This window comes from Bacillus sp. SN32 (assembly GCF_002837495.1).
GTDB lineage: Bacteria > Bacillota > Bacilli > Bacillales > Bacillaceae > Bacillus > Bacillus subtilis.
Window position 1 is genome coordinate 372314 of record NZ_PJCT01000001.1, and the last position, 19099, is coordinate 391412.

A 19099-nucleotide genomic window follows, 5' to 3' on the forward strand; every position below is an offset into this window, starting at 1 on the left:
TTTTATTTGCCAAAAATGAGGAGGATCATAGAATGCAAGACTTACTATTTGAATATAAACGAACGCTCAAACAAACAAGAAACCAATATAAACCGCTCGCTGAGGCAGATGAATCCGTGCTCTCAGCTGAAGAGCTGAAGGATAAAAAAATCATTAGAAATATGATTACTGATCTTGAATATGTAACAGAGTGGCTTGAAAAAGGAAGGCAGCCCGGCATCAGACGGGCGATTGACCGGCGTGATGCCTACCAGCGGCTGATGATCAAGGACCCGAGAATCATCGAATCATTTTCCAGCGCTATGATGTTTGAGCCGGACGGACAGGTATCAGAAGAGGACAGAGAGAGAATTCGAGAAGCATTAGCCCTGTTAACGGACAGAGAAAAGGAAATGTTTTTGCTGCATAAGGTAGAATGTTTTTCTTATGAACGGATCGCCGATCTTCTCGGCGTGAAAAAATCGACAGTGCAAACGACGATCAAACGTGCAATCGTAAAGATGCAAAGACAGCAGGAAGAAATGAATCGATCACTTGCATGAAAGCTTGTCATACGTTTGCCACCTATAAGTGAATAGCATGACACATAAGCGGCTGGCTGATCAGCCGCTTTTATGAATAAACAACCATGCTGGAGGTGGCGGTGATGCCGTAGCATGAAAACACAACAGCGCGAACAAGCATTAGCAATCTATCAACAACATCAAGGAAAGATCACAAATCGGGCGATTGCGGACACAATCGGTGTTTCCGCAAAAACAATCGGCATCTGGAAAAAACAAGACAAATGGAAAGAGGCCCTGTTTTCTGCGTCCAAAAACGAACAAAAACAGCGCCCTATAGACAACGATGAATTAAATGAACGCCAGCGGCTGTTTTGCCTGTATTACGTCAAAAGCTTCAATGCCACACAGTCAGCAATCAAAGCGGGCTATTCTCCGGACAGCGCTCATGTGACGGGCAGCCGGCTCTTAAAAAACGAAAAGGTCGCTGCTGAAATCAGACGCATAAAAAAAGAAATGGTCAATGAGATGTTTATTGAAGCGATGGATGTGCTGCAGGTTTATATCAAGATCGCGTTTGCGGATATTACGGACTATGTGACCTTTGGAAAAAAAGAGGTCCAGGCTGTCGGGAAATCGGGTCCGCTGTTTGATGAAGATGATAACCCGATTATGAAGGAAATCAGCTTTGTCGATGTCAAAGACTCCGGGCTCGTTGACGGCACCATTGTAACGGAAGCAAAGCTTGGCAAAGAAGGCATTGCCATCAAGCTTGCAGATAAAATGAAGGCGCTTGAGAAGCTATCCTTATATTTTGATTTGTTTCCAGATCAATTTAAACAAAAAATAGAAAATGAGAAATTGAAGCTTGCCAAACAAAAAGCGGAGAAAACAGATGACAGCCAAGAGCCGATTGAAATTATGATCAAACGAAAAGAGCGCAAGTCATGATTGTAAAAGAAATCAACCCACATTTCGAAGATTACGTGTTCAATTGGGAGCAGACGTACCAGTTTCTTGTCGGCGGCTACGGCTCATCCAAAAGCTATCATACCGCATTGAAAATCGTGCTAAAGCTGCTGAAGGAAAAACGGACGGCCCTTGTGATCCGGGAGGTGTTCGATACCCATCGGGATTCGACCTTCGCCTTGTTTCAAGAGGTGATCGAAGAGCTCGGTCTCACAAAGGCTGTGGCATCTCTTTCTTCCCCGCTGCAGCTGCGATTTCACAATGGCAGCCGGATCATGTTCAAAGGAATGGACAATCCGGCAAAATTAAAATCGGTTCATAACATTTCATTAATATGGATTGAAGAGTGCTCAGAGGTGAAGTATGAGGGGTTCAAGGAGTTAATCGGACGTCTTCGCCATCCTGAGCTGAAGCTTCATATGATCTGTACCACCAATCCCGTCGGCACCTCCAATTGGACGTATAGGCATTTTTTTCGGGATGAACGCAAGAAACGGTTTGTGCTGGATGACAGCGAACTTTACGAAAAGCGGACGATTGTAAAGGGAGATACGTATTACCATCATTCCACCGCTAACGACAATCTTTTTCTCCCGGAAAGCTATCTGAAACAGCTTGACGGACTCAAAGAGTATGATCCCGACCTGTACCGGATTGCCCGCAAAGGACGATTCGGCGTCAACGGGATCAGGGTGCTGCCGCAGTTCGAGGTACTCCCGCATGATCAAGTGAAAAAATGTATCGCAGCCATCAGCAAGCCAATCTTTCGTACAGGCATGGATTTTGGATTCGAGGAATCCTATAATGCCGTCGTCCGGCTTGCTGTAGATCCTGAAAAAAAATACCTCTACATTTATTGGGAGTATTATCAAAATAAAATGACAGATGATAGGACGGCTGAGGAGCTGCGTGAGTTTATTGAGACACAGGAATTGATCAAAGCCGACTCGGCTGAGCCGAAAAGCATCCAATATTTCCGCCAGCAGGGCTTTTGGATGGTTGGAGCCAGAAAGTTTCCCGGCTCCAGGCTTCAATATACCAAAAAGGTAAAACGGTTCAAAAAAATCTTCTGTTCGGACCGCTGTGAAAATGTCATCTATGAGCTCAAGACACTTACGTATGCCAAAGATAAAAACGGAGCTCTGATTGAGGATGAATTCACGATTGACCCGCATACGCTTTCTGCCATTTGGTATGCGCTTGATGATTATGAGGTTGCTGATATGAAAGAGACAGCACACAAACGAATCCGGCCGAACCGAGAAAGGAGGAGGTCATAAATCATGCACAATCAAACAGTCAGAGCAACTGTATTTAAAGCCAATGCCGCGGCTCCTCAGACAAAGCAAATCTATGAAGATGACTTTTCTGAGCTGTACGGAGAGGACATTATCGCTCCGCCCTACAATATCATCGAGCTCAAAACCATTGCCGAATACTCGACCATTCTTCAGCAATGCATTGATGCGTACAGAGTGAATATTACAGGCTTTGGATTCGATGTTGAGTACACATTTGATGTCAACGCAAGTGATGTCGATCAGGCAAAAAAGAAAAGAGCGGAAAAAGACTGGGCCAGACTCGAAGCCTTTTATAAATGTCTTCACTTTGATGAATCAGCTGAAATGATTTTAGGCTATGCCATCGAAGACAGAGAAAAAACAGGCAACGGATTTATGGAAGTGCTTCGCGACGGGGCGGGAAAACCTGCCGGCATCGAATATTTAGATGTGAAATATATGCGTGTATGCGGAGCTGGCGAGCCTGTTGAGGTCTCATTTATATATGAAGAAAACGGGAAAATGAAAAGGATCAAAAGGCAAAAACGCTTCCGAAAATATGTGCAGATGATCAATGGAAAGAAAGTATTTTTTAAAGAATACGGCGATCCGCGAAAAATGGATATGCGTACAGGTGAATATGTAAACACATTGGCAGAGAAGTATCAAGCAAATGAAGCCATTCACCTCAAAATCGGAAGCGGCGTATACGGTGTCCCCCGCTGGATCGGCAATATTGTCAATTTATACGGAGCCCGAAAAGCAGAAGAGCTCAATTTTATGTATTTTAAGCAGGGGCGTCACGTCCCCGCTGCGATTACAGTGGAAAACGGGATGCTGTCTGAAGCTTCTTACCGGGAACTGCAGGAATACATGAATGATCTTGAAGGCGTGGAAAACGCCCATAAATTTCTCCTGATCGAAGCGGAAGGAATCGCAAAAGAAAAGGATCTCCACGGAGGCGAGGATATTACGCCGGTTTCCGTGGAAATCAAATCCTTGGCGGAAATTCTCCAAAACGACGCCCTGTTTCTTGAATACGATGAAAAAAGCAGAAATAAGCTGCGTTCCGCGTTCCGTCTCCCGCCGCTGTATACAGGCGAGGCCCAGGAATATAACAGGGCGACAGCTGATACTGCTAGAAAAATTACGGAGGAGCAGGTCTTTCAGCCGGAGCGAAAAACGCTCGTAAATAAACTGAACACGCTGCTTTTGCCGGAGCTGAATATCCATGACGTCAGGCTGACATTAAAAGGACCGGACTTTCGTGATCCGCTTGAGATTGCGAAGGTGCTCGGTCCTTTTATTACAGCCGGAGCAGTCTCGCCGAATGATTTACGCGACCTTGCCGGACGGGTGCTTGGCAAAACACTTGAGGAGTGGCCGGAGGACATTTATAAACGGCCTGCAGGACAGGATGCGGAAAAGACAAACCTGGCTGCGCTCATGCAGGAGTTGAAAGAAAGCATCGAAGATATCAAAACGTCCTGAAGGGAGGTGAATCAAGCAGGTGGCGCGAGAATTAAGAAATGCCAAAATCAGCTTTGTCAGTTATGTGGACAAGGCGGCTAACCAGACAGAATTTTTCTTTACGAAGTCAGCCGAACCTCCGTCATTTGAAAAAAAGGTTCGGCTGTTTACAAAAAGTGAGCAGGATGAACAAAAGCTCGTGTACGGAATCGTGTATGAGCCTGATGTTCCTGATGCCCACGGCGATTTTATGACCGCCGAGGAAATTGAAAAAGCGGCGCACGGTTTTCTCGCGGAGGCACGGGAGATTGATATCAATCACAGCTTTGAGGGGGGAACCGGCGTCGTGGTCGAGTCCTATGTGGCGCCCGATGATTTTATGATCGGATCAAAGCGGATTACAAAGGGCTCATGGGTGCTCGTGACAAGAGCGTCTGACGAGGTGTGGGAACAGATTAAGGCTGGAATCATCACCGGCTACAGCATGGCTGGCACTGCAGATGTGTATGAAGAAGAACCGGTCGAAAAAGTAGGGTTCTTTAGTGTATTCAAGCAAATGCTTGCTGACAAAACAGGGAAGGAGACTGAAGAAATGAGAAAAGAAGACATGAGAGAATCATTCGAGCATGCGCTTTACCCTCTGCTCAAACGGCTTGAGCGGATTGAAAAAAACACAGACACGGAGGAAAAGCCGGAGCAGACGGGTGATGACGAGCGTCTGAAAAAGCTCGTTGAAGACATGCTTGCCCCGCTGATCGAACGCATCGAGGCTTTGGAAAAAGCGCGAGGCGCGTCTAAGCAGACAGCGGACGATACGGGCGGCAATACAGAGCAAGTCAAAAAATCAATATGGAGCGGACTGCTGTAAAACCAGTCAAGGAGGAGGAAATCAATTGAGAAATCAAGAGATCATTCGGAAAGCGGAAATGTCGCTTTCTGCTTTAAAAAGCGGCGGGCTTATGAACCCTTCGCAAGCATCGGCTTTTATCCGCATGGTGCAAAACACGCCGACCATTTTCAGTGAATCCCGCGTGATTCAAATGGAAAACGATTCGCAAAAATTTGAAAAAATCGGCTTCGGCCAGCGTATTCTGCGGGCTGCGCAAGAAGGAAAAGCATTGTCAAACGACGAGCTGACAGTTCCGACGACAAGCACGGTCCAGCTGAACACGAAGGAAGTCATTGCGGAAATCAACATTACGTATGACACACTTGAAAACAATATTGAAAAAGACGGCTTGCAGCAGACGATCATGCAAATTTTAGCAGAGCGCGCAGCAGTTGATATTGAAGAGCTGATCGTTAACGGCGATACAGCATCAGCTGATCCGTATCTGGCGCAGCTGGACGGCATCCGCAAACAGGCGGTTTCCCATATCGTTGACATGAACGGTGAAGAACTGTCCAGAGCGACATTCAAGAAAGGCTTAAAGGCAGTTCCGCCAAAATATTTGCGCATCCCTCAGGAATTCAGATTCTATACGTCTCACGGCCTAGAAGTTGAATGGAAGGACCGCGTGGCGGACCGCCAGACAAACCTTGGGGACCAGGCTGTTCAGGGCGGCTTGTCAACAGCATTCGGCGTACCGGTCAAAGGGGTATCCAATATTCAGCCATACACAGTCGGTGAGGGAGACGCGCAATATGACGCTTCTGATATCATTCTCACACATCCAAAAAATATCATTCTCGGCTTCTCCCGCAATATCCGAATTGAAGTCGACAAAGACATCCGCTCCCGTAAATTCATTATTGTCTTAACGGCCAAGCTGGACAGCAAGTTCGAGGAAGAGGATGCCTGCGCGAAATTAATTAACGTAAAAGAATAATAGAAACGAGGTGGTCAGCTCATGCTCATTGAACCGACTGACGTAGCCTCCTATTCGGTCTATGATCGGGTGAAAAACAGGCCGGAAGAGCTGCTGGCGCAGGATATCATCGAGGCGGAGGCAGAAGCGGCTCTCATCACAGGCCACCGCTTTGAAGACAGCTTGTATGATCCGCTGCCCGGTAAGGTGAAGTTGGCTTTGCTTAAGCTTGCCCAGTATTTTGCGCTTGTCAACAGCGATGAATCTGCCTCATCAAGCTATCAGTCTGAGAAAATGGGGGATTATTCCTACACGGTTTCCGGAGAAGGCGGGATTCAGCGGCCTGAGGTGTATCATTTGCTCGAAGAGTTTATCAAGCCGGGCTACGTCCCTGAATCCTCCAGACTGAAGGTGAGATCTTTATGAGCTACAAGCAGATGCTCATTCACCGTTGCGACATTTATCATGAAGCAGTGCAAGCGCCGTCTGCAGGCCGATTTGGGATTCCGGCAGACAGGCTGCAGCCGGTGATTTCATATCCGGAGACACCCGATGAACAAGATGTCCCTTGTTATTTTACCGAAAAAACGCAGCAGCTGATTCAGGAGGAGCCGGATCAAACTGTATATCATAGCTTTCTCGTCCATTTTCCGTTGTCAGCGGACATCCGCGTGAACGATAAAATCATTTGGGAGAATCATAAATATATACTAAAGCTGCCGAAAAGGATCAGACATCATCATTGGGAGGTCATCGCAGTCAGGGATGAAAGCTTATGAAAATAGCGGGATTGAAACAGCTGAACACGGCATTAAAAGAAGCGGCTTCAGGCGGTTTTTCCAGACAGGCGTCCCGGTGGCTTGAGGAGTGCGGGCAAGATTTTCTGGAGATCGTCCAATCTGAACTCATCAGCGCACAAACGATTGATACAGAAAAACTGCTCAGTTCCTTTGAGAAAGGCGCAGAGGACAATCTCTGGATTGTGCAAAGCGGCGGGCTTTCGCTTGAGGTGGGGACACAGCTTGATTACGCCTCATTTCTTAATGACGGCCATTGGACGTCAAAACAAGATGTGAGATGGGTGCCGGGGCGTTTTCAAGGCTCACGGTTTATTTATGATCCAGCGGCTTCAACGGGAATGGCGCTCAAGAGAAAATGGATACCGGGCACGAGCTACTGGGATCATGCACTGCTTTTATATGAACAGCTGTTTGAAAAATCGCTGGAAAGCAAACTGCGCCAGTGGCTGAAGAAGCTGTAAAGGAGGAGCAGGATGAACAGTGAAACAGGATCGATCATGGCGTTTTTGTACAGCCGGTGGTCTGTTCCCATTTATGAACGCGAGCTTCCTGATCACTTTCAGGTGCCGTCGTTATACGTCCCGCCACCATCTGTTTTCGAGGAAACAGATACGGTCTCCACATTTAAAAAAACCTACAGTCTCAATGTAAAACTGTTTCATCTGGACTCCGTTCAGGCGCTGGATGAAGCGGACAGGCTCGCGGATGCCATAAGAGAAGCGAGAAATATGATTCCGCTGCTGAGTGAATCCGGCGAGAAGACGGGGGATATGGTTCGCATCTCCCAAATCGAGACAAGGGTAGGAGACAGGGGCGAGGCGGCCATGGTGATCAGGTGGAGCAGCCGATATTATTATCACAAAATAGAACAGCCTGTCTTACAGGATATCGACATGAACAGCGGGGTGAAATAAACGGTGTCAAAGGACAAACAACAGAAGAAGGCTGTACATACAAAGAGCCGGGAAGCTCTATTTGATACAGCGGATTTGATTAAGCACGCGAAGGAACTGTTCGGCGTTAAGCCGGATATTCTTCAGGGGGCTTTATTTGGCGTGGATCAACCACGTATGACGAAATCAGAAGCCAACCAATTGATTCAAACATTTCTAACCAAGGAGGTCATGTCATCATGAATGGCGGAACATTTACAACAGGCAAAGAAAAAGAACGTGCAGGCATTTATTTTAACTTTAAAACGACGGCACAGGAGCGGGTATCACTCAGTGAACGGGGAACAGTCGCACTTCCGGTCGCATCAAGCTGGGGCGAAGCGAAAACGTTCGTCTCCATTTCCAGCGTTGAAGACCTGAACAAAAAAGTGGGTCTCAGCATTGATGACCCGTCTTTATTGCTGCTGCGTGAAGCGAAGAAAAATGCGAAAACGGTATTGATGTACCGTCTAACCGAAGGTGTCCGAGCGTCTGCTGATATTGCTGAAGGCGTCAAAGCAACTGCAGTATATGGCGGAACAAAAGGAAATGACATTATCATCCGCATCAATCAAAATGTGCTGGATGCTAATTCTTTCGATGTGACAACATATATGGACGAATCAGAGGTTGATAAACAGACTGTCAAAAAGGCTGAAGAATTAACAGCTAACGGCTATGTCACTTTTACCGGAACAGGCGATCTTTCTTCAACGATTCCTCTCACTGGATCAGAAGGAGACACTGCAGCTGAGACGCTGAATGCATCCGCGGGAATCCGTTTATCTGGCGGTACGGATAAAGCCCCTGTCAACTCTGACTATACAGATTTCTTAGCCGCGGCTGAAACGGAGAGCTTTGATGTGATTGCACTGCCTGTTGCAGAAGGTGACCAGTTGAAGGCGACGTTTGCTGCTTTCATTAAACGCCTTCGCGACGGCCAAGGACAAAAAGTGCAAGGCGTCACAGCCAATTATGCCGGTGATTATGAAGGCATCATCAACGTAACTGAGGGTGTGCTGCTTGAAGATGGCACGGAAGTTACACCGGACAAAGCAACAGCTTGGGTAGCTGGAGCGAGTGCAGGAGCAACCTTTAACCAATCACTCACATTTGTAGAGTACGAAGGCGCCGTTGATGTGTTACACCGCCTTGACCACGATACGATTGTTGAACGTCTGGGCAAAGGTGAATTTTTATTCACATTCGACGCCCGTGACAAATCCGTCAGCGTAGAAAAGGACATTAACTCACTCGTGACGTTCACAGCTGAGAAAAACAAGAAATTTGCGAAGAACAAAATCGTTCGTGTCCTGGATGCTGTGAATAATGATTTAACACGCGAGCTGAAAGCCTTAATTAAATCAAGAAAAGGCAGCGGAAGCGATATCCCGGCATCTGAAGACGGACTGCAGTATGTAAAAACGATGATCACGCAATACATGACAACACTTCAGGATGCAGGCGGCATCACTGGCTTTGATTCCGATGAAGATATCACAATTTCAATGAATGAAGATCGTGACGGCTTCTTGATTGACCTGGCTGTACAGCCTGTCGATGCAGCAGAAAAATTCTACTTTAATGTGGAGGTAAACTAATATGGCATTAAAAGCACAAAACACAATCTCAGGAAAAGAAGGCCGCTTATTTCTCGATGGTGAGGAAATGGCGCACATCAAAACATTTGAAGCAAACGTTGAGAAAAACAAATCCGAAGTCAACATTATGGGCCGCCGCATGACAGGCCATAAAACAACAGGGGCAAATGGAACAGGGACCGCAACGTTCTACAAAGTCACATCAAAATTCGTGCTATTGATGATGGACTATGTCAAAAAAGGCAGCGATCCTTATTTCACACTCCAAGCCGTGCTGGATGATCAATCCTCAGGCCGGGGCACAGAGCGAGTCACGCTGTACGACGTCAACTTTGACTCTGCCAAAATCGCAAGCCTTGATGTCGATTCAGAAGCGTTAGAGGAAGAAGTTCCATTTACATTCGAAGACTTCGACGTCCCTGAAAAGCTATCTGACACGTTTTAATCAAAGCTGAATCAGCACATACGCAGACCTTTCTCAGAAAGGTCTGTTTTTTAAAGATGAAACCAAACAATAGACAAGGGAGTTTTTTACATGAGCGAGAAGAACGAAAACGTATATGATCTTTCCTTTTTTATGCCGGGAAAAACAATTGAAGCTGAGGAAATCAAGGTGCCGATCTCAAAGCGTTTTGTTGATAAAAAAGGGAACATCGTACCATTTATTTTTAAAGCGATCACGACGGAGCGCATTGATGAATTGGAGAAAGAAACAACAACGTATAAAAATGTCAAAGGCAGAGGCCGTGTAAAAGATTTAGACAGCCAACGCTTTTATGCCCGAATCGCAGTTGAATCAACCGTTTATCCGGACTTCCGTTCAAAAGAGCTTCGAGAAGCTTACAAAACGGCTGACCCGGTAGAAGTTGCGAAACGCGTGCTCTCAGTTGGAGGCGAGTATGCGAACTGGTTAAACAAAGCGATTGAGATTAATGGATTTGAAGATGAATTAGAGGATCTGGAAGAAGAAGCAAAAAACTAATCAAGGATGGGCATAAAGAAGCCGTGTATCTCTACTATGCGATGCACGAGCTTCATTATTCTCCATCAGATTTATTAGAACTGTATGAAGCGCCTCGAAACTTCAAGGCGCTGTTGTATGGACTGATTGGATATAAGCTTGAATTAATGGAAAAAGAATCGAGGAAAGGAGGTACATAATATCGCTAAATTGACAGCTCGTTTTGACCTGGAAGATAAAGTTTCTAAAAAGTTAAAACGAATTCATAAAGGGTTTCAAATGGTCGAAAAAAAGGTGAAAACCATTAATCGACAAATCAAAATCAGTATTAAGGCAGAGGATCAAGCCTTTTACAGATTGAGAAAGATCAATGACTATATTGTTTTGAAATTCGCAAAATCACTTGAAGTTAAAGTGGTTCTTGATGATCAGGCTACTGCCGGACTTAATGTTATTGAGCATAAGCTGAAACGGCTCCCAATAGAAAGAAATATTACTGTAAGTCTAATTGAACATGTAACAGATGCTTATAAAAAAATAAGAAAAATGTTGAGCGGAAATCAGTTTTCAGTCGGTTTTTTCGTCAATGATCAAATCACCCCAGCTACAAAACGAATATTGGGATATTTGCAAAAGAACCTTAAAAATGGATATTCAGTTAAATTAAAAGTGATTGATGAAATAACAAAAACTGTTAATCGAATTACAGCCCTTTTAGGAGATTTTGAAAAAACATATATAGTTAAATTAAAAGTGATTGATGAAATAACAAAAACCGTTAATCGAATTACAGCACTTTTAAGAGATTTTGAAAAAACATATACAGTTAATATTATCGCTAAAGAAAAATTAGCTGCTGATAAGATCAACGAGAAGAAACCGGAAGAAAAAAAGAATTGGTTTATGCAAACATTAGAAGACTTCGGAACAGCTTTTAAAGATAAAGTGATAGAAACGATTCTTGACTCGTTATTTGAAAAAATTCCTGGATTGAAAAAAAATGATAATGAAGCAAATACTGCGCCTGGGAATACGCAGAGTAATGAGAAAGTTAATAAACGCAACACCGGGCAGAGATGCTGTTGCTGCTGCTGTGGGTGCGGAGGTAATAGCTCTGGAAGCAAAGTCAACAAAAGATATAAAAAAAGAAAAAGTCCGACAAGTGCAAGGACTAAAGGACGAACACTGAGAGTTCCAGGCGAGGTATTACGAAGACGTCAGAGCGGTACATCAGGAGAAAATGCCACAAGCGGAAGAAATTCTGGTTCTAAGTTCAGAAACTGGTTCGGAGGTATGAGGTCCGCTGCCACCGACTCATCAAAATGGGGGAAAGTTTTAACGCCTTTAAAAGGTTTGGGGAAATTTGCGAAAGGTATCCCTCTTTTGGGAACTGCATTAGCGGCAACCGACTTACTCGGGATGAACAAAGAAAATGCAGGTGAGAAAGTTGGTTCCTTTGCCGGGAATCTTGGCGGAGCTGCTGCAGGAGGAGCCGCGGGTGCAGCCATTGGTTCTGTCGTCCCCGTTGTTGGCACTGCTGTCGGCGGCGTTGTCGGTAGTATTGCAGGCGGCATCGGGGGTTCAGATTTAGGATCATCCATTGGCAAATGGTTTGATGATGGCGGCGCTTCTAAAGCATGGGATGGAATTCAGGACGGTGCAGGAAAAGCCGTTGATTGGATCGAGGATACTTGGTCTGATTTCTCAGATTGGTTTATGGATAATGTCTGGACCCCTGTTAGTGATTGGGCCGGCGATAAGATTGATAAGATCACTGACAAATTCGAGGATGCTAAGAAATGGCTGACTGATACCTGGAATGACGTATCATCCTGGTTTGTGGATAACGTGTGGACACCTATTTATAACACGGCAGTTCCGATTATAAATTTAGTAGTAGGTGCCTTTCTATTTGCTTGGGATGGTATCCAAGCACTCTGGAAGATTGTCTCAACTTGGTTCATGGATAATGTCTGGAATCCATTAGTTGACGGTGTCACCGATGCTGCTGATTGGATTTGGACAAAAATAAATGATGCTTGGACTTGGATCTCAGATACATGGTCCACTGTCTCAACCTGGTTCATGGATAATGTCTGGAATCCAATTAGTAACGCAGTGGCAACTGTGGCTGGCTGGATCCAAGCACATATTGATTATGCACGAATCTGGATCCAATTAAAATGGCTTCAGGTGGCAACTTGGTTTTATGACAACGTTTGGAATCCGATCAGTACCGCAGTTAGTAACGTAGCAAATTGGATTTGGACGAAGATCAACGAAGCATGGACATTTATTTCGGATTTATGGTCTACAGTCTCCACTTGGTTTATGGAAAATGTGTGGACGCCGGTAAGTGATGCTGTCACTAATGTGGCAAACTGGATCTGGACAAAGCTTAACGAAGCATGGACGTGGATATCTGATAAATGGAGTGCTGTTTCGGCTTGGTTCAGTGAAAATGTTTGGAATCCAATTGTTTCAAAAGTGGAGGATGCCAAAAAATCCATTTCGGAAAAATTTGAATCGGCAAAAACCGCAGTGACAGACGCATGGAAAGACGTTGAAACTTGGTTCCGTGAAAATGTTGGTGATCCATTAGGTGATATTGCTGACGGAATTAAGAGGAAGTTTGAAAAGACCTTCTGGTGGGTCATTAAGCTAAAAGGACTAGCTGACGCTGGAGGGGAGATCATAGGCAATATCATAGGGAGAGGCGAGGAAGCTACGGGATTGACAACAAAGAAATCCGGTAAGTCTTCATCTGGTAAAAATACTAGCGGTGGTGGAGGAATTGCTGGTCTTGTTCAGTCGCAATCATCAGGGCCAACAAGTGTTTTTCCTAAACAAAAAAGCGTCCTTGAAAGGAAAGCGACGGGCGGCTATATTACGAAACCAACCATTTCATGGATTGGTGAAGCGGGCAAGGAGTTTGTGATCCCTGTTGATAACAACAAGGGTCGCGGTAAAATGCTTCTTTCTCAGGCCGCTTCTAAACTAGGGATGAGCGTTGTTGATGACATGGCTTCTGCTTCATCTGCAGGTGGAGAAGCTGCTGTTTCTCCATTAGCCGGCGGATCAACAGTTTCTGCTACAGTATCTCCTACCGTTGACACCTCGAGCCTTAATGAACAGGCTGCTTCTTTTGGTCAAAAGTTCACGCAGGGCTTTGATCAAGGTATTGGGGATAATGTCGTTTCTATGGACGCTTGGAAACAGAAAAATGTTGGACAGCCTATGAAAAACTTGATCTCTTACTCTCCGAATTACGGAAAACAAGTGGTCAATGGTTATGCTAACGGCCAGAACAGTACGGCAACCGGAACAGATGGCTTCTTGCAGACGAAAGTCAAAACACCATTCCAGAACACTGTAAATAAATCCTCTTCATGGGGAACTGGTACGATCAAAGGGTTTGCTTCCGGTCAAAATAGTTCACAAACTGGCACTGATCAGTATGTAAATACTCATGTGAATAAGCCGTTTTTAAAGTCTAAAGAATCATCAAACGGTTGGGGAACCGGAATGATCGGGAATTTTGTTTCAGGCATGACTTCAAAAGCAAGTGAAGTTCATGAAGCTGCCAAGGAACTAGCAAAAAAAGTCGAGAAAGCTTTCCGTGAGGAGCTAGATATCCATTCACCTTCTCGTGTCATGATGAGCTTAGGGCGTTTTGCCTCCGTTGGTGTTGTAAAAGGTCTGGATTCTGTCGATGTGAAAAAATATGCTGAAAAGCAAGCTAGATCACTGGCAGCTGCTTATTCCGGAATGGGTGCAGTAGGTGGAAATGTGAAGCAGTGGCTTATGGCTGCAATGATGGCCACAAAAACACCATTAAGCTGGCTTCCGGGATTGATGACAATTGCAAAGTTTGAATCAGGAGGCAACCCTAACGCCATTAACCTGTGGGATAGTAACGCGAAGGCAGGCAATCCATCCCAAGGGCTCATGCAGACAGTACCAACCACTTTTAACGCACACAAAGCGCCAGGCATGGGTAACATTAGAAACCCGATTCATAACGCTGCTGCCGCAATCGGCTACATCAAAAGCAGATACGGCTCTATTGACAATGTGCCGGGTATTAAAAGCCTGAATCATGGCGGACCGTATGTCGGTTACGCGAACGGCGGGCTGATTACAAAAGAACAAATTGCCCGTGTCGGAGAAGGAAACAAGCGGGAATGGATCATTCCGGAGGAGCGAGGTATCCGCGGCCGCTACCTCCTTCAGAGAGCTGCGCAAGCTCTGGGAATGGAAGTGACAGATCCGTCTCAATCTCAGCAGTCTGAGCTTTCTTCAGGACAAGTTTCCGCTGTTACATCCGGTACACGGCAAACGATACAAACAGCCGGAACGAAAGAAATAAAGATTGAGTTTAACGGAGACCAGCACTTCCATAATGGACAGGACGCTGAAAGCCTTGCAGCGAAAATCAAGCAGGCGCTTATAGATGAACTACAAAAGGATATCAATATTGGAACGAAGGGAGTCGTTGCATTTGACTAAATCCGTATATGAATTTTGGATTTCACAAGGGAAGGACAAGTTGCGGCTCCCCGTTCTTCCCGACCAGCTGAATATTTCAAATACGGTTCAGAATGAGACGGTTAAAGTAGCCAAGTTCGGTGACCTTACATTTATTGACGAACAGGGAGCGAAAGAAATTTCGTTTTCTTCGTTTTTTCCGAAGAAATACAGTCCGATAGCTGAATATCAAAACTTCCCGTCGCCGGAAAATGCGATAACAAAAATTGAGAAATGGATGAAGGCAAAAAAACCGGTCCAGTTTTTGATTACGGGAACTAAAGTGAATCTGACTTGCAGCATTGAAGGTTTTTCCTATAGCGAAGGCCAGCAGGATATAGGTGATCGCACCTTTGATATTCAATTAAAAGAATACAAAACCGCTTCCCCGCGGAAAATCAAGCAGAAGAAAAAAACAAAGGCAAAACGTCCGTCGAAGTCTGCGCCGAAGACGTACACAGTGAAAAAGGGAGACACGCTATGGGATATTGCAGGCAGATTTTACGGGAACAGCACTCAATGGCGCAAAATTTGGAACGCCAATAAAACATCAATGATCAAACGAAGCAAACGGAACATCAGGCAGCCGGGTCACTGGATTTTTCCCGGCCAAAAATTAAAGATACCGCAATGAAACAGGTGATGTATGATGATAGAACTGTTCGTCATTAAAGACACAGAGTGGCTTGAGCTGGTTGCTGAAAGCGTATCGCTTGAGGGCCATCGTTATCAGGCGCCGCGCTCCATTGAAGCGACCATCGTCACCAAACAGGGCGACCAGACGTATTACAGTGTCTCAGAAGGAGATACGGTCTTGTTTAAATGGAAGGGAAAAGAGCTGTTTCGGGGCATTGTTTTTGCAAGAACCCCGGACGAGCATACGCTTGCCTTCAGCGCTTATGACATGCTTCAGTACCTGGTCAAAAACCAGGATATGTACGTGTTTTCCAATCAGCGGGCTGACCAGATCATCAGAAGGATTGCTAGTGACTTCCAGATACCGACAACCTCGATCGCAAACACAGGCCATACGATCAAAAGTCTTGTCATTAAAAATGATACGACATTGTATGACATCATATTAAAAGCGCTGAAACAGACGAAAAGCCAGACAGGACGACATTACCAGCTGTATTCGGAAAAAGGAAAGCTCGGTCTGCGCGCTTGGCCAGATCCGTCAGAGGTATGGGTGCTTGAAACGGGCGTCAATATCACGGGCTACCAATACAGCACTTCTATAAACGACACTGCTACTCGGGTGGTGCTTCGCCGGCAGAAGGACAATAAGACATATAAAGCCTCTGCCAAGGACAGTTCAGGCTTAAATAAATACGGTGTGCTTCAATATACGGAAACGGTCACAGATGACATCAACCAGGCACAGCTTCAGCAGCGGGCAGATGTACGTCTTGCTGAAAAAAAGGGCGTGAAAAAAGAACTGAAAAATATTCAGGCAGTGGGCATCCCGGAAGTGCAGAGCGGCTTGCCTGTATATATTTCGATTCCGGAGGCCGGCATCAAGAAAACCTATTGGGTAGATACGGACCGGCATGAATTTAAAGGAACGAAACATACGATGACTATCGATGTTGTCGAAAAGAATACGATGCCGGAAGGAGTTTCCTGATGAGATTAAGTGAGGCTATAAAACATTTGGCAGTCGGCGCAGTTGACGCTGAGTCTCCGGTAGAACTGCTCCCGGCTGAAGTCGTTTCGGTTTCTCCTGTGGAAATCAAATTAAAAGAAAACAGCAAACTGATCATACCGGAAGACGCCATCATTATCCCAAAACGAATGCAGTCCGGAGGAGACGATGCACTCGAACCGGGGGATCGCCTCATGACCGCGGCTCTGACTGGCGGGCAATCGTTTTTTATTTTAGATAAGGTATAGACAAAACCGCTTCAGTACGAAGGGGTTTTTATTTAGCATGTAAAAGGAGTGGGCATCATGGCCCTGACACCAGAAGTGGAGTTTGAAGATATTGAAGATGAGAGCGAAGTCATTGAAACCTCGCAAACGTACAAAATAGATTTTGAAAACGGAAGAATTACGAATGAGCTGATTACCGGGCTTGAAGCGATCAGGCAGTTCGTGTATATCGCCTTACAGACAGAACGCTATGCATATTCCATATACAGCCATAATGTCGGAAACGAGCTTCAGGACGTGCTGACAGATCATGAGACGACTGATGCGTATAAAAAGATGGAGATTCCGAGACTGATAGAAGAGGCGCTGGTTTATGATGACCGGATATCGGCTGTAACAGATTTTGAGATTGAAAAACAAGGCGACGCGTTTCATGTGTCCTTCGTGGTGGAGACGGATGAAGGAACGCTTGAGATTGAGGAGGTGATTGGCGAAGATGTTTGAAGATCAGACTTTTGAAGCGATTATGGAGCGTATGCTGAACAGCATTTCCGCAGATATTGACACAAGAGAAGGCAGCGTCATTTATAATGCATTAGCCCCGGCGGCGGCCGAGCTTGCGAAGTCTTATATATGGCTGGATACTGTGCTTGAGCTAGTTTTTTCTGATACCGCACAAGGCGAATTTTTAGACAGGCGTGCAGCGGAAGCGGGAATTGAACGGACAGCCGCGACAAAGGCGGTCAGAGCGGGAGAGTTTACATCTGGAGTTACTATTCCTGTCGGCTCCCGCTTTTACGTGGATAATCTTTATTTTCAATATACGGCAGACGGGACGCTCATCTGTGAAACACCTGGTGAAGCGGGAAACGCCAATCTGACCGGACGCAATTTACTGTCATTGGATACCATTCCCGGTTTAGAAACGGCCATTGTCAAAGAAATCCTGATTCCGGGGCGCGAGGAAGAGGGAGATGACAGCTTGCGAGAACGGTATTTTACAAGGGTTCGGCGTGAGGCCGTCAGTGCCAATAAAATGCATTATAAAGAGTGGGCTGAGGAAGTGGACGGTGTGGGAAAGGCAAAGATCTTCCCGCTTTGGAACGGTGAAGGCACGGTCAAAATTGTCGTCACCAATGCGAATCTTGAGCCCGCTTCTCCTATTTTAATTCAAAAAGTGAAAGATTATATCGACCCTGAACCAGGACAGGGAGAGGGACAGGCGCCAATCGGAGCCGTTGTCACGGTGGAAAGCGCGGTCTGGAAGGAAGTTGAGATTTCTGCCGAAGTGCTGCCTGAGATCAATCACTCAATTGATGAAGTGAAGTCGGAAATTGAGGAAGGCGTTTTAAACCTCTTTAAAAAAATGGCGTTTGAAGACAACGTTATCCGCCTTTCTCAAATTAACAATATCGTCTATAATTCACCATCAGTCAGTGACTACTCCAATATTCAAATCAACGGCACGTCTGAAAATCTGGTGCTGAGCAACGTGGAAATTCCTAAGCTTGGGCAGGTGAAGATTATTGAGCAAACAAGATGACATGACAGCTTATCTGCCGCCGTTTCTCACCAGCCTTAAAGAAATGGCTGAGCTGCTGAAAGCGGAAGCGCCTGAGTTTGATAAACAAAATGACAGCATATTTGATCTGACGGATCAGTTATTCGTACCGACGGCGACTTGGGGACTCAGCCGCTGGGAAAAAATTTTAAACGTCCCGCGGGAATCAGGCGACACTGATGAGATCAGACGATTGCGGCTCATTTCCAAAATGTCGAACATCCCGCCAATCACATACAGGGCCATTGAGCAGGCGGTAAACCGTTTCTTGAAAAAACCGTCTGCACAGGTCCGCCTGCTTCCCGGCGAATACCGATTTAACGTCGATATCAATGTTGATGACCTCCAGCACATGAATGAGCTGATCGAAGCCATAGAAAACATGAAACCCGCTCATTTGGCGTATACGCTCAGAGGCGGATTGAATGAGACGCTGCAAATCAAAGATACAGTCATCCTGAATCACCGCAGATACCGAACGGCCAGTGAACTCAAGGTCGGTTATTCTGTCACTCTTAACAACAATGAGGTGGTTTTAACTTGATTTCAACCATATACAGAGAACGTACAGCGGCTGATCTAAAAAGCAGAATCGATCACGTGCTGCTCAACGGCCAAAAAACAGAAATAGTAGAGCTCGCCATTGACGGTGCGACCGTCACCGTTCTGACAAAACGTGAGGAAGACATTAAGCATATCGAAACGGTACAAATTTTTGACGAGCTGGGCAACATCATCACAGAGAGAAAGACTGACCTGGACGTCAGCGAAAACAGAACACTTGATTTCAGATTTACTTTTGAGGTGGTGTAAAC

23 protein-coding genes are annotated in these 19099 nt (G+C 45.6%); all 23 read left to right on the forward strand.

The annotated features are described in order from the left end of the window. Positions 1-32: 32 nt before the first annotated feature. The 23 genes from CW370_RS02085 (at position 33) to CW370_RS02195 (ending at position 19097) form a co-directional block, all read left to right on the forward strand. A complete protein-coding gene (locus CW370_RS02085; RefSeq protein ID WP_024572595.1) occupies positions 33-542 on the forward strand; it encodes a sigma-70 family RNA polymerase sigma factor in 510 nt (169 codons plus the stop codon). 114 nt (positions 543-656) lie between these two features. After that, positions 657-1454: a phage terminase small subunit gene (gene xtmA, locus CW370_RS02090; protein WP_015383428.1), complete on the forward strand. Its 798-nt coding sequence runs from the start codon at positions 657-659 to the stop codon at positions 1452-1454. Continuing rightward, a complete protein-coding gene (locus CW370_RS02095) occupies positions 1451-2752 on the forward strand; it encodes a PBSX family phage terminase large subunit (RefSeq protein ID WP_024572594.1) in 1302 nt (433 codons plus the stop codon). Before xtmA ends, CW370_RS02095 begins: the two co-directional genes overlap by 4 nt. 3 nt (positions 2753-2755) lie before the next feature. After that, positions 2756-4243 (forward strand): phage portal protein, encoded by a 1488-nt coding sequence (locus tag CW370_RS02100; protein WP_024572593.1) that lies wholly within the window; start codon positions 2756-2758, stop codon positions 4241-4243. A gap of 19 nt (positions 4244-4262) precedes the next feature. Further along, on the forward strand, positions 4263-5090 hold the full coding sequence (locus CW370_RS02105) for an XkdF-like putative serine protease domain-containing protein (protein ID WP_024572592.1): 828 nt from the start codon (positions 4263-4265) through the stop codon (positions 5088-5090). Between the two features lie 25 nt (positions 5091-5115). Then, positions 5116-6051: a phage major capsid protein gene (locus CW370_RS02110; RefSeq protein WP_024572591.1), complete on the forward strand. Its 936-nt coding sequence runs from the start codon at positions 5116-5118 to the stop codon at positions 6049-6051. A 21-nt stretch (positions 6052-6072) separates the two neighbouring features. After that, positions 6073-6456, forward strand: a complete 384-nt coding sequence (gene yqbG, locus CW370_RS02115; RefSeq protein ID WP_029946530.1) for a protein YqbG — start codon at positions 6073-6075, stop codon at positions 6454-6456. Next, a complete protein-coding gene (locus CW370_RS02120; RefSeq protein ID WP_024572796.1) occupies positions 6453-6809 on the forward strand; it encodes a YqbH/XkdH family protein in 357 nt (118 codons plus the stop codon). The genes yqbG and CW370_RS02120 overlap by 4 nt, the downstream gene beginning before the upstream one ends. After that, positions 6806-7291 (forward strand): HK97 gp10 family phage protein, encoded by a 486-nt coding sequence (locus CW370_RS02125; protein WP_024572797.1) that lies wholly within the window; start codon positions 6806-6808, stop codon positions 7289-7291. Before CW370_RS02120 ends, CW370_RS02125 begins: the two co-directional genes overlap by 4 nt. 12 nt (positions 7292-7303) lie before the next feature. Continuing rightward, on the forward strand, positions 7304-7744 hold the full coding sequence (locus tag CW370_RS02130; RefSeq protein WP_024572798.1) for a hypothetical protein: 441 nt from the start codon (positions 7304-7306) through the stop codon (positions 7742-7744). Positions 7745-7747: 3 nt separating this feature from the next. Continuing rightward, positions 7748-7966, forward strand: coding sequence for a hypothetical protein (locus tag CW370_RS02135; RefSeq protein WP_003232679.1), 219 nt, complete (start codon positions 7748-7750; stop codon positions 7964-7966). Continuing rightward, complete coding sequence (locus tag CW370_RS02140; protein ID WP_003245369.1) at positions 7963-9363, forward strand: phage tail sheath family protein; 1401 nt, start codon at positions 7963-7965, stop codon at positions 9361-9363. Before CW370_RS02135 ends, CW370_RS02140 begins: the two co-directional genes overlap by 4 nt. 1 nt (position 9364) lies before the next feature. Continuing rightward, positions 9365-9808, forward strand: coding sequence for a phage tail tube protein (locus CW370_RS02145; protein ID WP_003232677.1), 444 nt, complete (start codon positions 9365-9367; stop codon positions 9806-9808). Positions 9809-9898: 90 nt separating this feature from the next. Further along, positions 9899-10345, forward strand: a complete 447-nt coding sequence (locus tag CW370_RS02150) for a phage tail assembly chaperone (RefSeq protein WP_015715734.1) — start codon at positions 9899-9901, stop codon at positions 10343-10345. 41 nt (positions 10346-10386) lie between these two features. Then, positions 10387-10524 (forward strand): hypothetical protein, encoded by a 138-nt coding sequence (locus tag CW370_RS02155; protein WP_072566146.1) that lies wholly within the window; start codon positions 10387-10389, stop codon positions 10522-10524. Positions 10525-10534: 10 nt separating this feature from the next. Further along, complete coding sequence (locus CW370_RS02160) at positions 10535-14833, forward strand: transglycosylase SLT domain-containing protein (protein ID WP_101169464.1); 4299 nt, start codon at positions 10535-10537, stop codon at positions 14831-14833. Then, positions 14826-15485, forward strand: coding sequence for a LysM peptidoglycan-binding domain-containing protein (locus tag CW370_RS02165; protein WP_024572673.1), 660 nt, complete (start codon positions 14826-14828; stop codon positions 15483-15485). Before CW370_RS02160 ends, CW370_RS02165 begins: the two co-directional genes overlap by 8 nt. A gap of 15 nt (positions 15486-15500) precedes the next feature. Continuing rightward, positions 15501-16478, forward strand: coding sequence for a phage-like element PBSX protein XkdQ (locus CW370_RS02170; protein WP_003245730.1), 978 nt, complete (start codon positions 15501-15503; stop codon positions 16476-16478). Then, positions 16478-16744: a DUF2577 family protein gene (locus CW370_RS02175; protein ID WP_003244812.1), complete on the forward strand. Its 267-nt coding sequence runs from the start codon at positions 16478-16480 to the stop codon at positions 16742-16744. The genes CW370_RS02170 and CW370_RS02175 overlap by 1 nt, the downstream gene beginning before the upstream one ends. Before the next feature lie 57 nt (positions 16745-16801). After that, on the forward strand, positions 16802-17227 hold the full coding sequence (locus tag CW370_RS02180) for a DUF2634 domain-containing protein (RefSeq protein ID WP_024573154.1): 426 nt from the start codon (positions 16802-16804) through the stop codon (positions 17225-17227). Beyond that, complete coding sequence (locus CW370_RS02185; protein WP_024573155.1) at positions 17220-18266, forward strand: baseplate J/gp47 family protein; 1047 nt, start codon at positions 17220-17222, stop codon at positions 18264-18266. The genes CW370_RS02180 and CW370_RS02185 overlap by 8 nt, the downstream gene beginning before the upstream one ends. Continuing rightward, positions 18250-18828, forward strand: a complete 579-nt coding sequence (locus CW370_RS02190) for a YmfQ family protein (RefSeq protein ID WP_024573156.1) — start codon at positions 18250-18252, stop codon at positions 18826-18828. Before CW370_RS02185 ends, CW370_RS02190 begins: the two co-directional genes overlap by 17 nt. After that, a complete protein-coding gene (locus CW370_RS02195) occupies positions 18825-19097 on the forward strand; it encodes a hypothetical protein (RefSeq protein WP_015715738.1) in 273 nt (90 codons plus the stop codon). The genes CW370_RS02190 and CW370_RS02195 overlap by 4 nt, the downstream gene beginning before the upstream one ends. The last annotated feature ends 2 nt before the right edge of the window (positions 19098-19099 follow it).

Coding starts and splice junctions, on each gene's coding strand:
- CW370_RS02085 (WP_024572595.1), top strand. CDS start 33: ATGCAAGACTTACTATTTGAATATAAACGAACGCTCAAACAAACAAGA.
- xtmA (WP_015383428.1), top strand. CDS start 657: ATGAAAACACAACAGCGCGAACAAGCATTAGCAATCTATCAACAACAT.
- CW370_RS02095 (WP_024572594.1), top strand. CDS start 1,451: ATGATTGTAAAAGAAATCAACCCACATTTCGAAGATTACGTGTTCAAT.
- CW370_RS02100 (WP_024572593.1), top strand. CDS start 2,756: ATGCACAATCAAACAGTCAGAGCAACTGTATTTAAAGCCAATGCCGCG.
- yqbG (WP_029946530.1), top strand. CDS start 6,073: ATGCTCATTGAACCGACTGACGTAGCCTCCTATTCGGTCTATGATCGG.
- CW370_RS02120 (WP_024572796.1), top strand. CDS start 6,453: ATGAGCTACAAGCAGATGCTCATTCACCGTTGCGACATTTATCATGAA.
- CW370_RS02125 (WP_024572797.1), top strand. CDS start 6,806: ATGAAAATAGCGGGATTGAAACAGCTGAACACGGCATTAAAAGAAGCG.
- CW370_RS02130 (WP_024572798.1), top strand. CDS start 7,304: ATGAACAGTGAAACAGGATCGATCATGGCGTTTTTGTACAGCCGGTGG.
- CW370_RS02140 (WP_003245369.1), top strand. CDS start 7,963: ATGAATGGCGGAACATTTACAACAGGCAAAGAAAAAGAACGTGCAGGC.
- CW370_RS02145 (WP_003232677.1), top strand. CDS start 9,365: ATGGCATTAAAAGCACAAAACACAATCTCAGGAAAAGAAGGCCGCTTA.
- CW370_RS02150 (WP_015715734.1), top strand. CDS start 9,899: ATGAGCGAGAAGAACGAAAACGTATATGATCTTTCCTTTTTTATGCCG.
- CW370_RS02155 (WP_072566146.1), top strand. CDS start 10,387: ATGCACGAGCTTCATTATTCTCCATCAGATTTATTAGAACTGTATGAA.
- CW370_RS02170 (WP_003245730.1), top strand. CDS start 15,501: ATGATAGAACTGTTCGTCATTAAAGACACAGAGTGGCTTGAGCTGGTT.
- CW370_RS02175 (WP_003244812.1), top strand. CDS start 16,478: ATGAGATTAAGTGAGGCTATAAAACATTTGGCAGTCGGCGCAGTTGAC.
- CW370_RS02180 (WP_024573154.1), top strand. CDS start 16,802: ATGGCCCTGACACCAGAAGTGGAGTTTGAAGATATTGAAGATGAGAGC.
- CW370_RS02185 (WP_024573155.1), top strand. CDS start 17,220: ATGTTTGAAGATCAGACTTTTGAAGCGATTATGGAGCGTATGCTGAAC.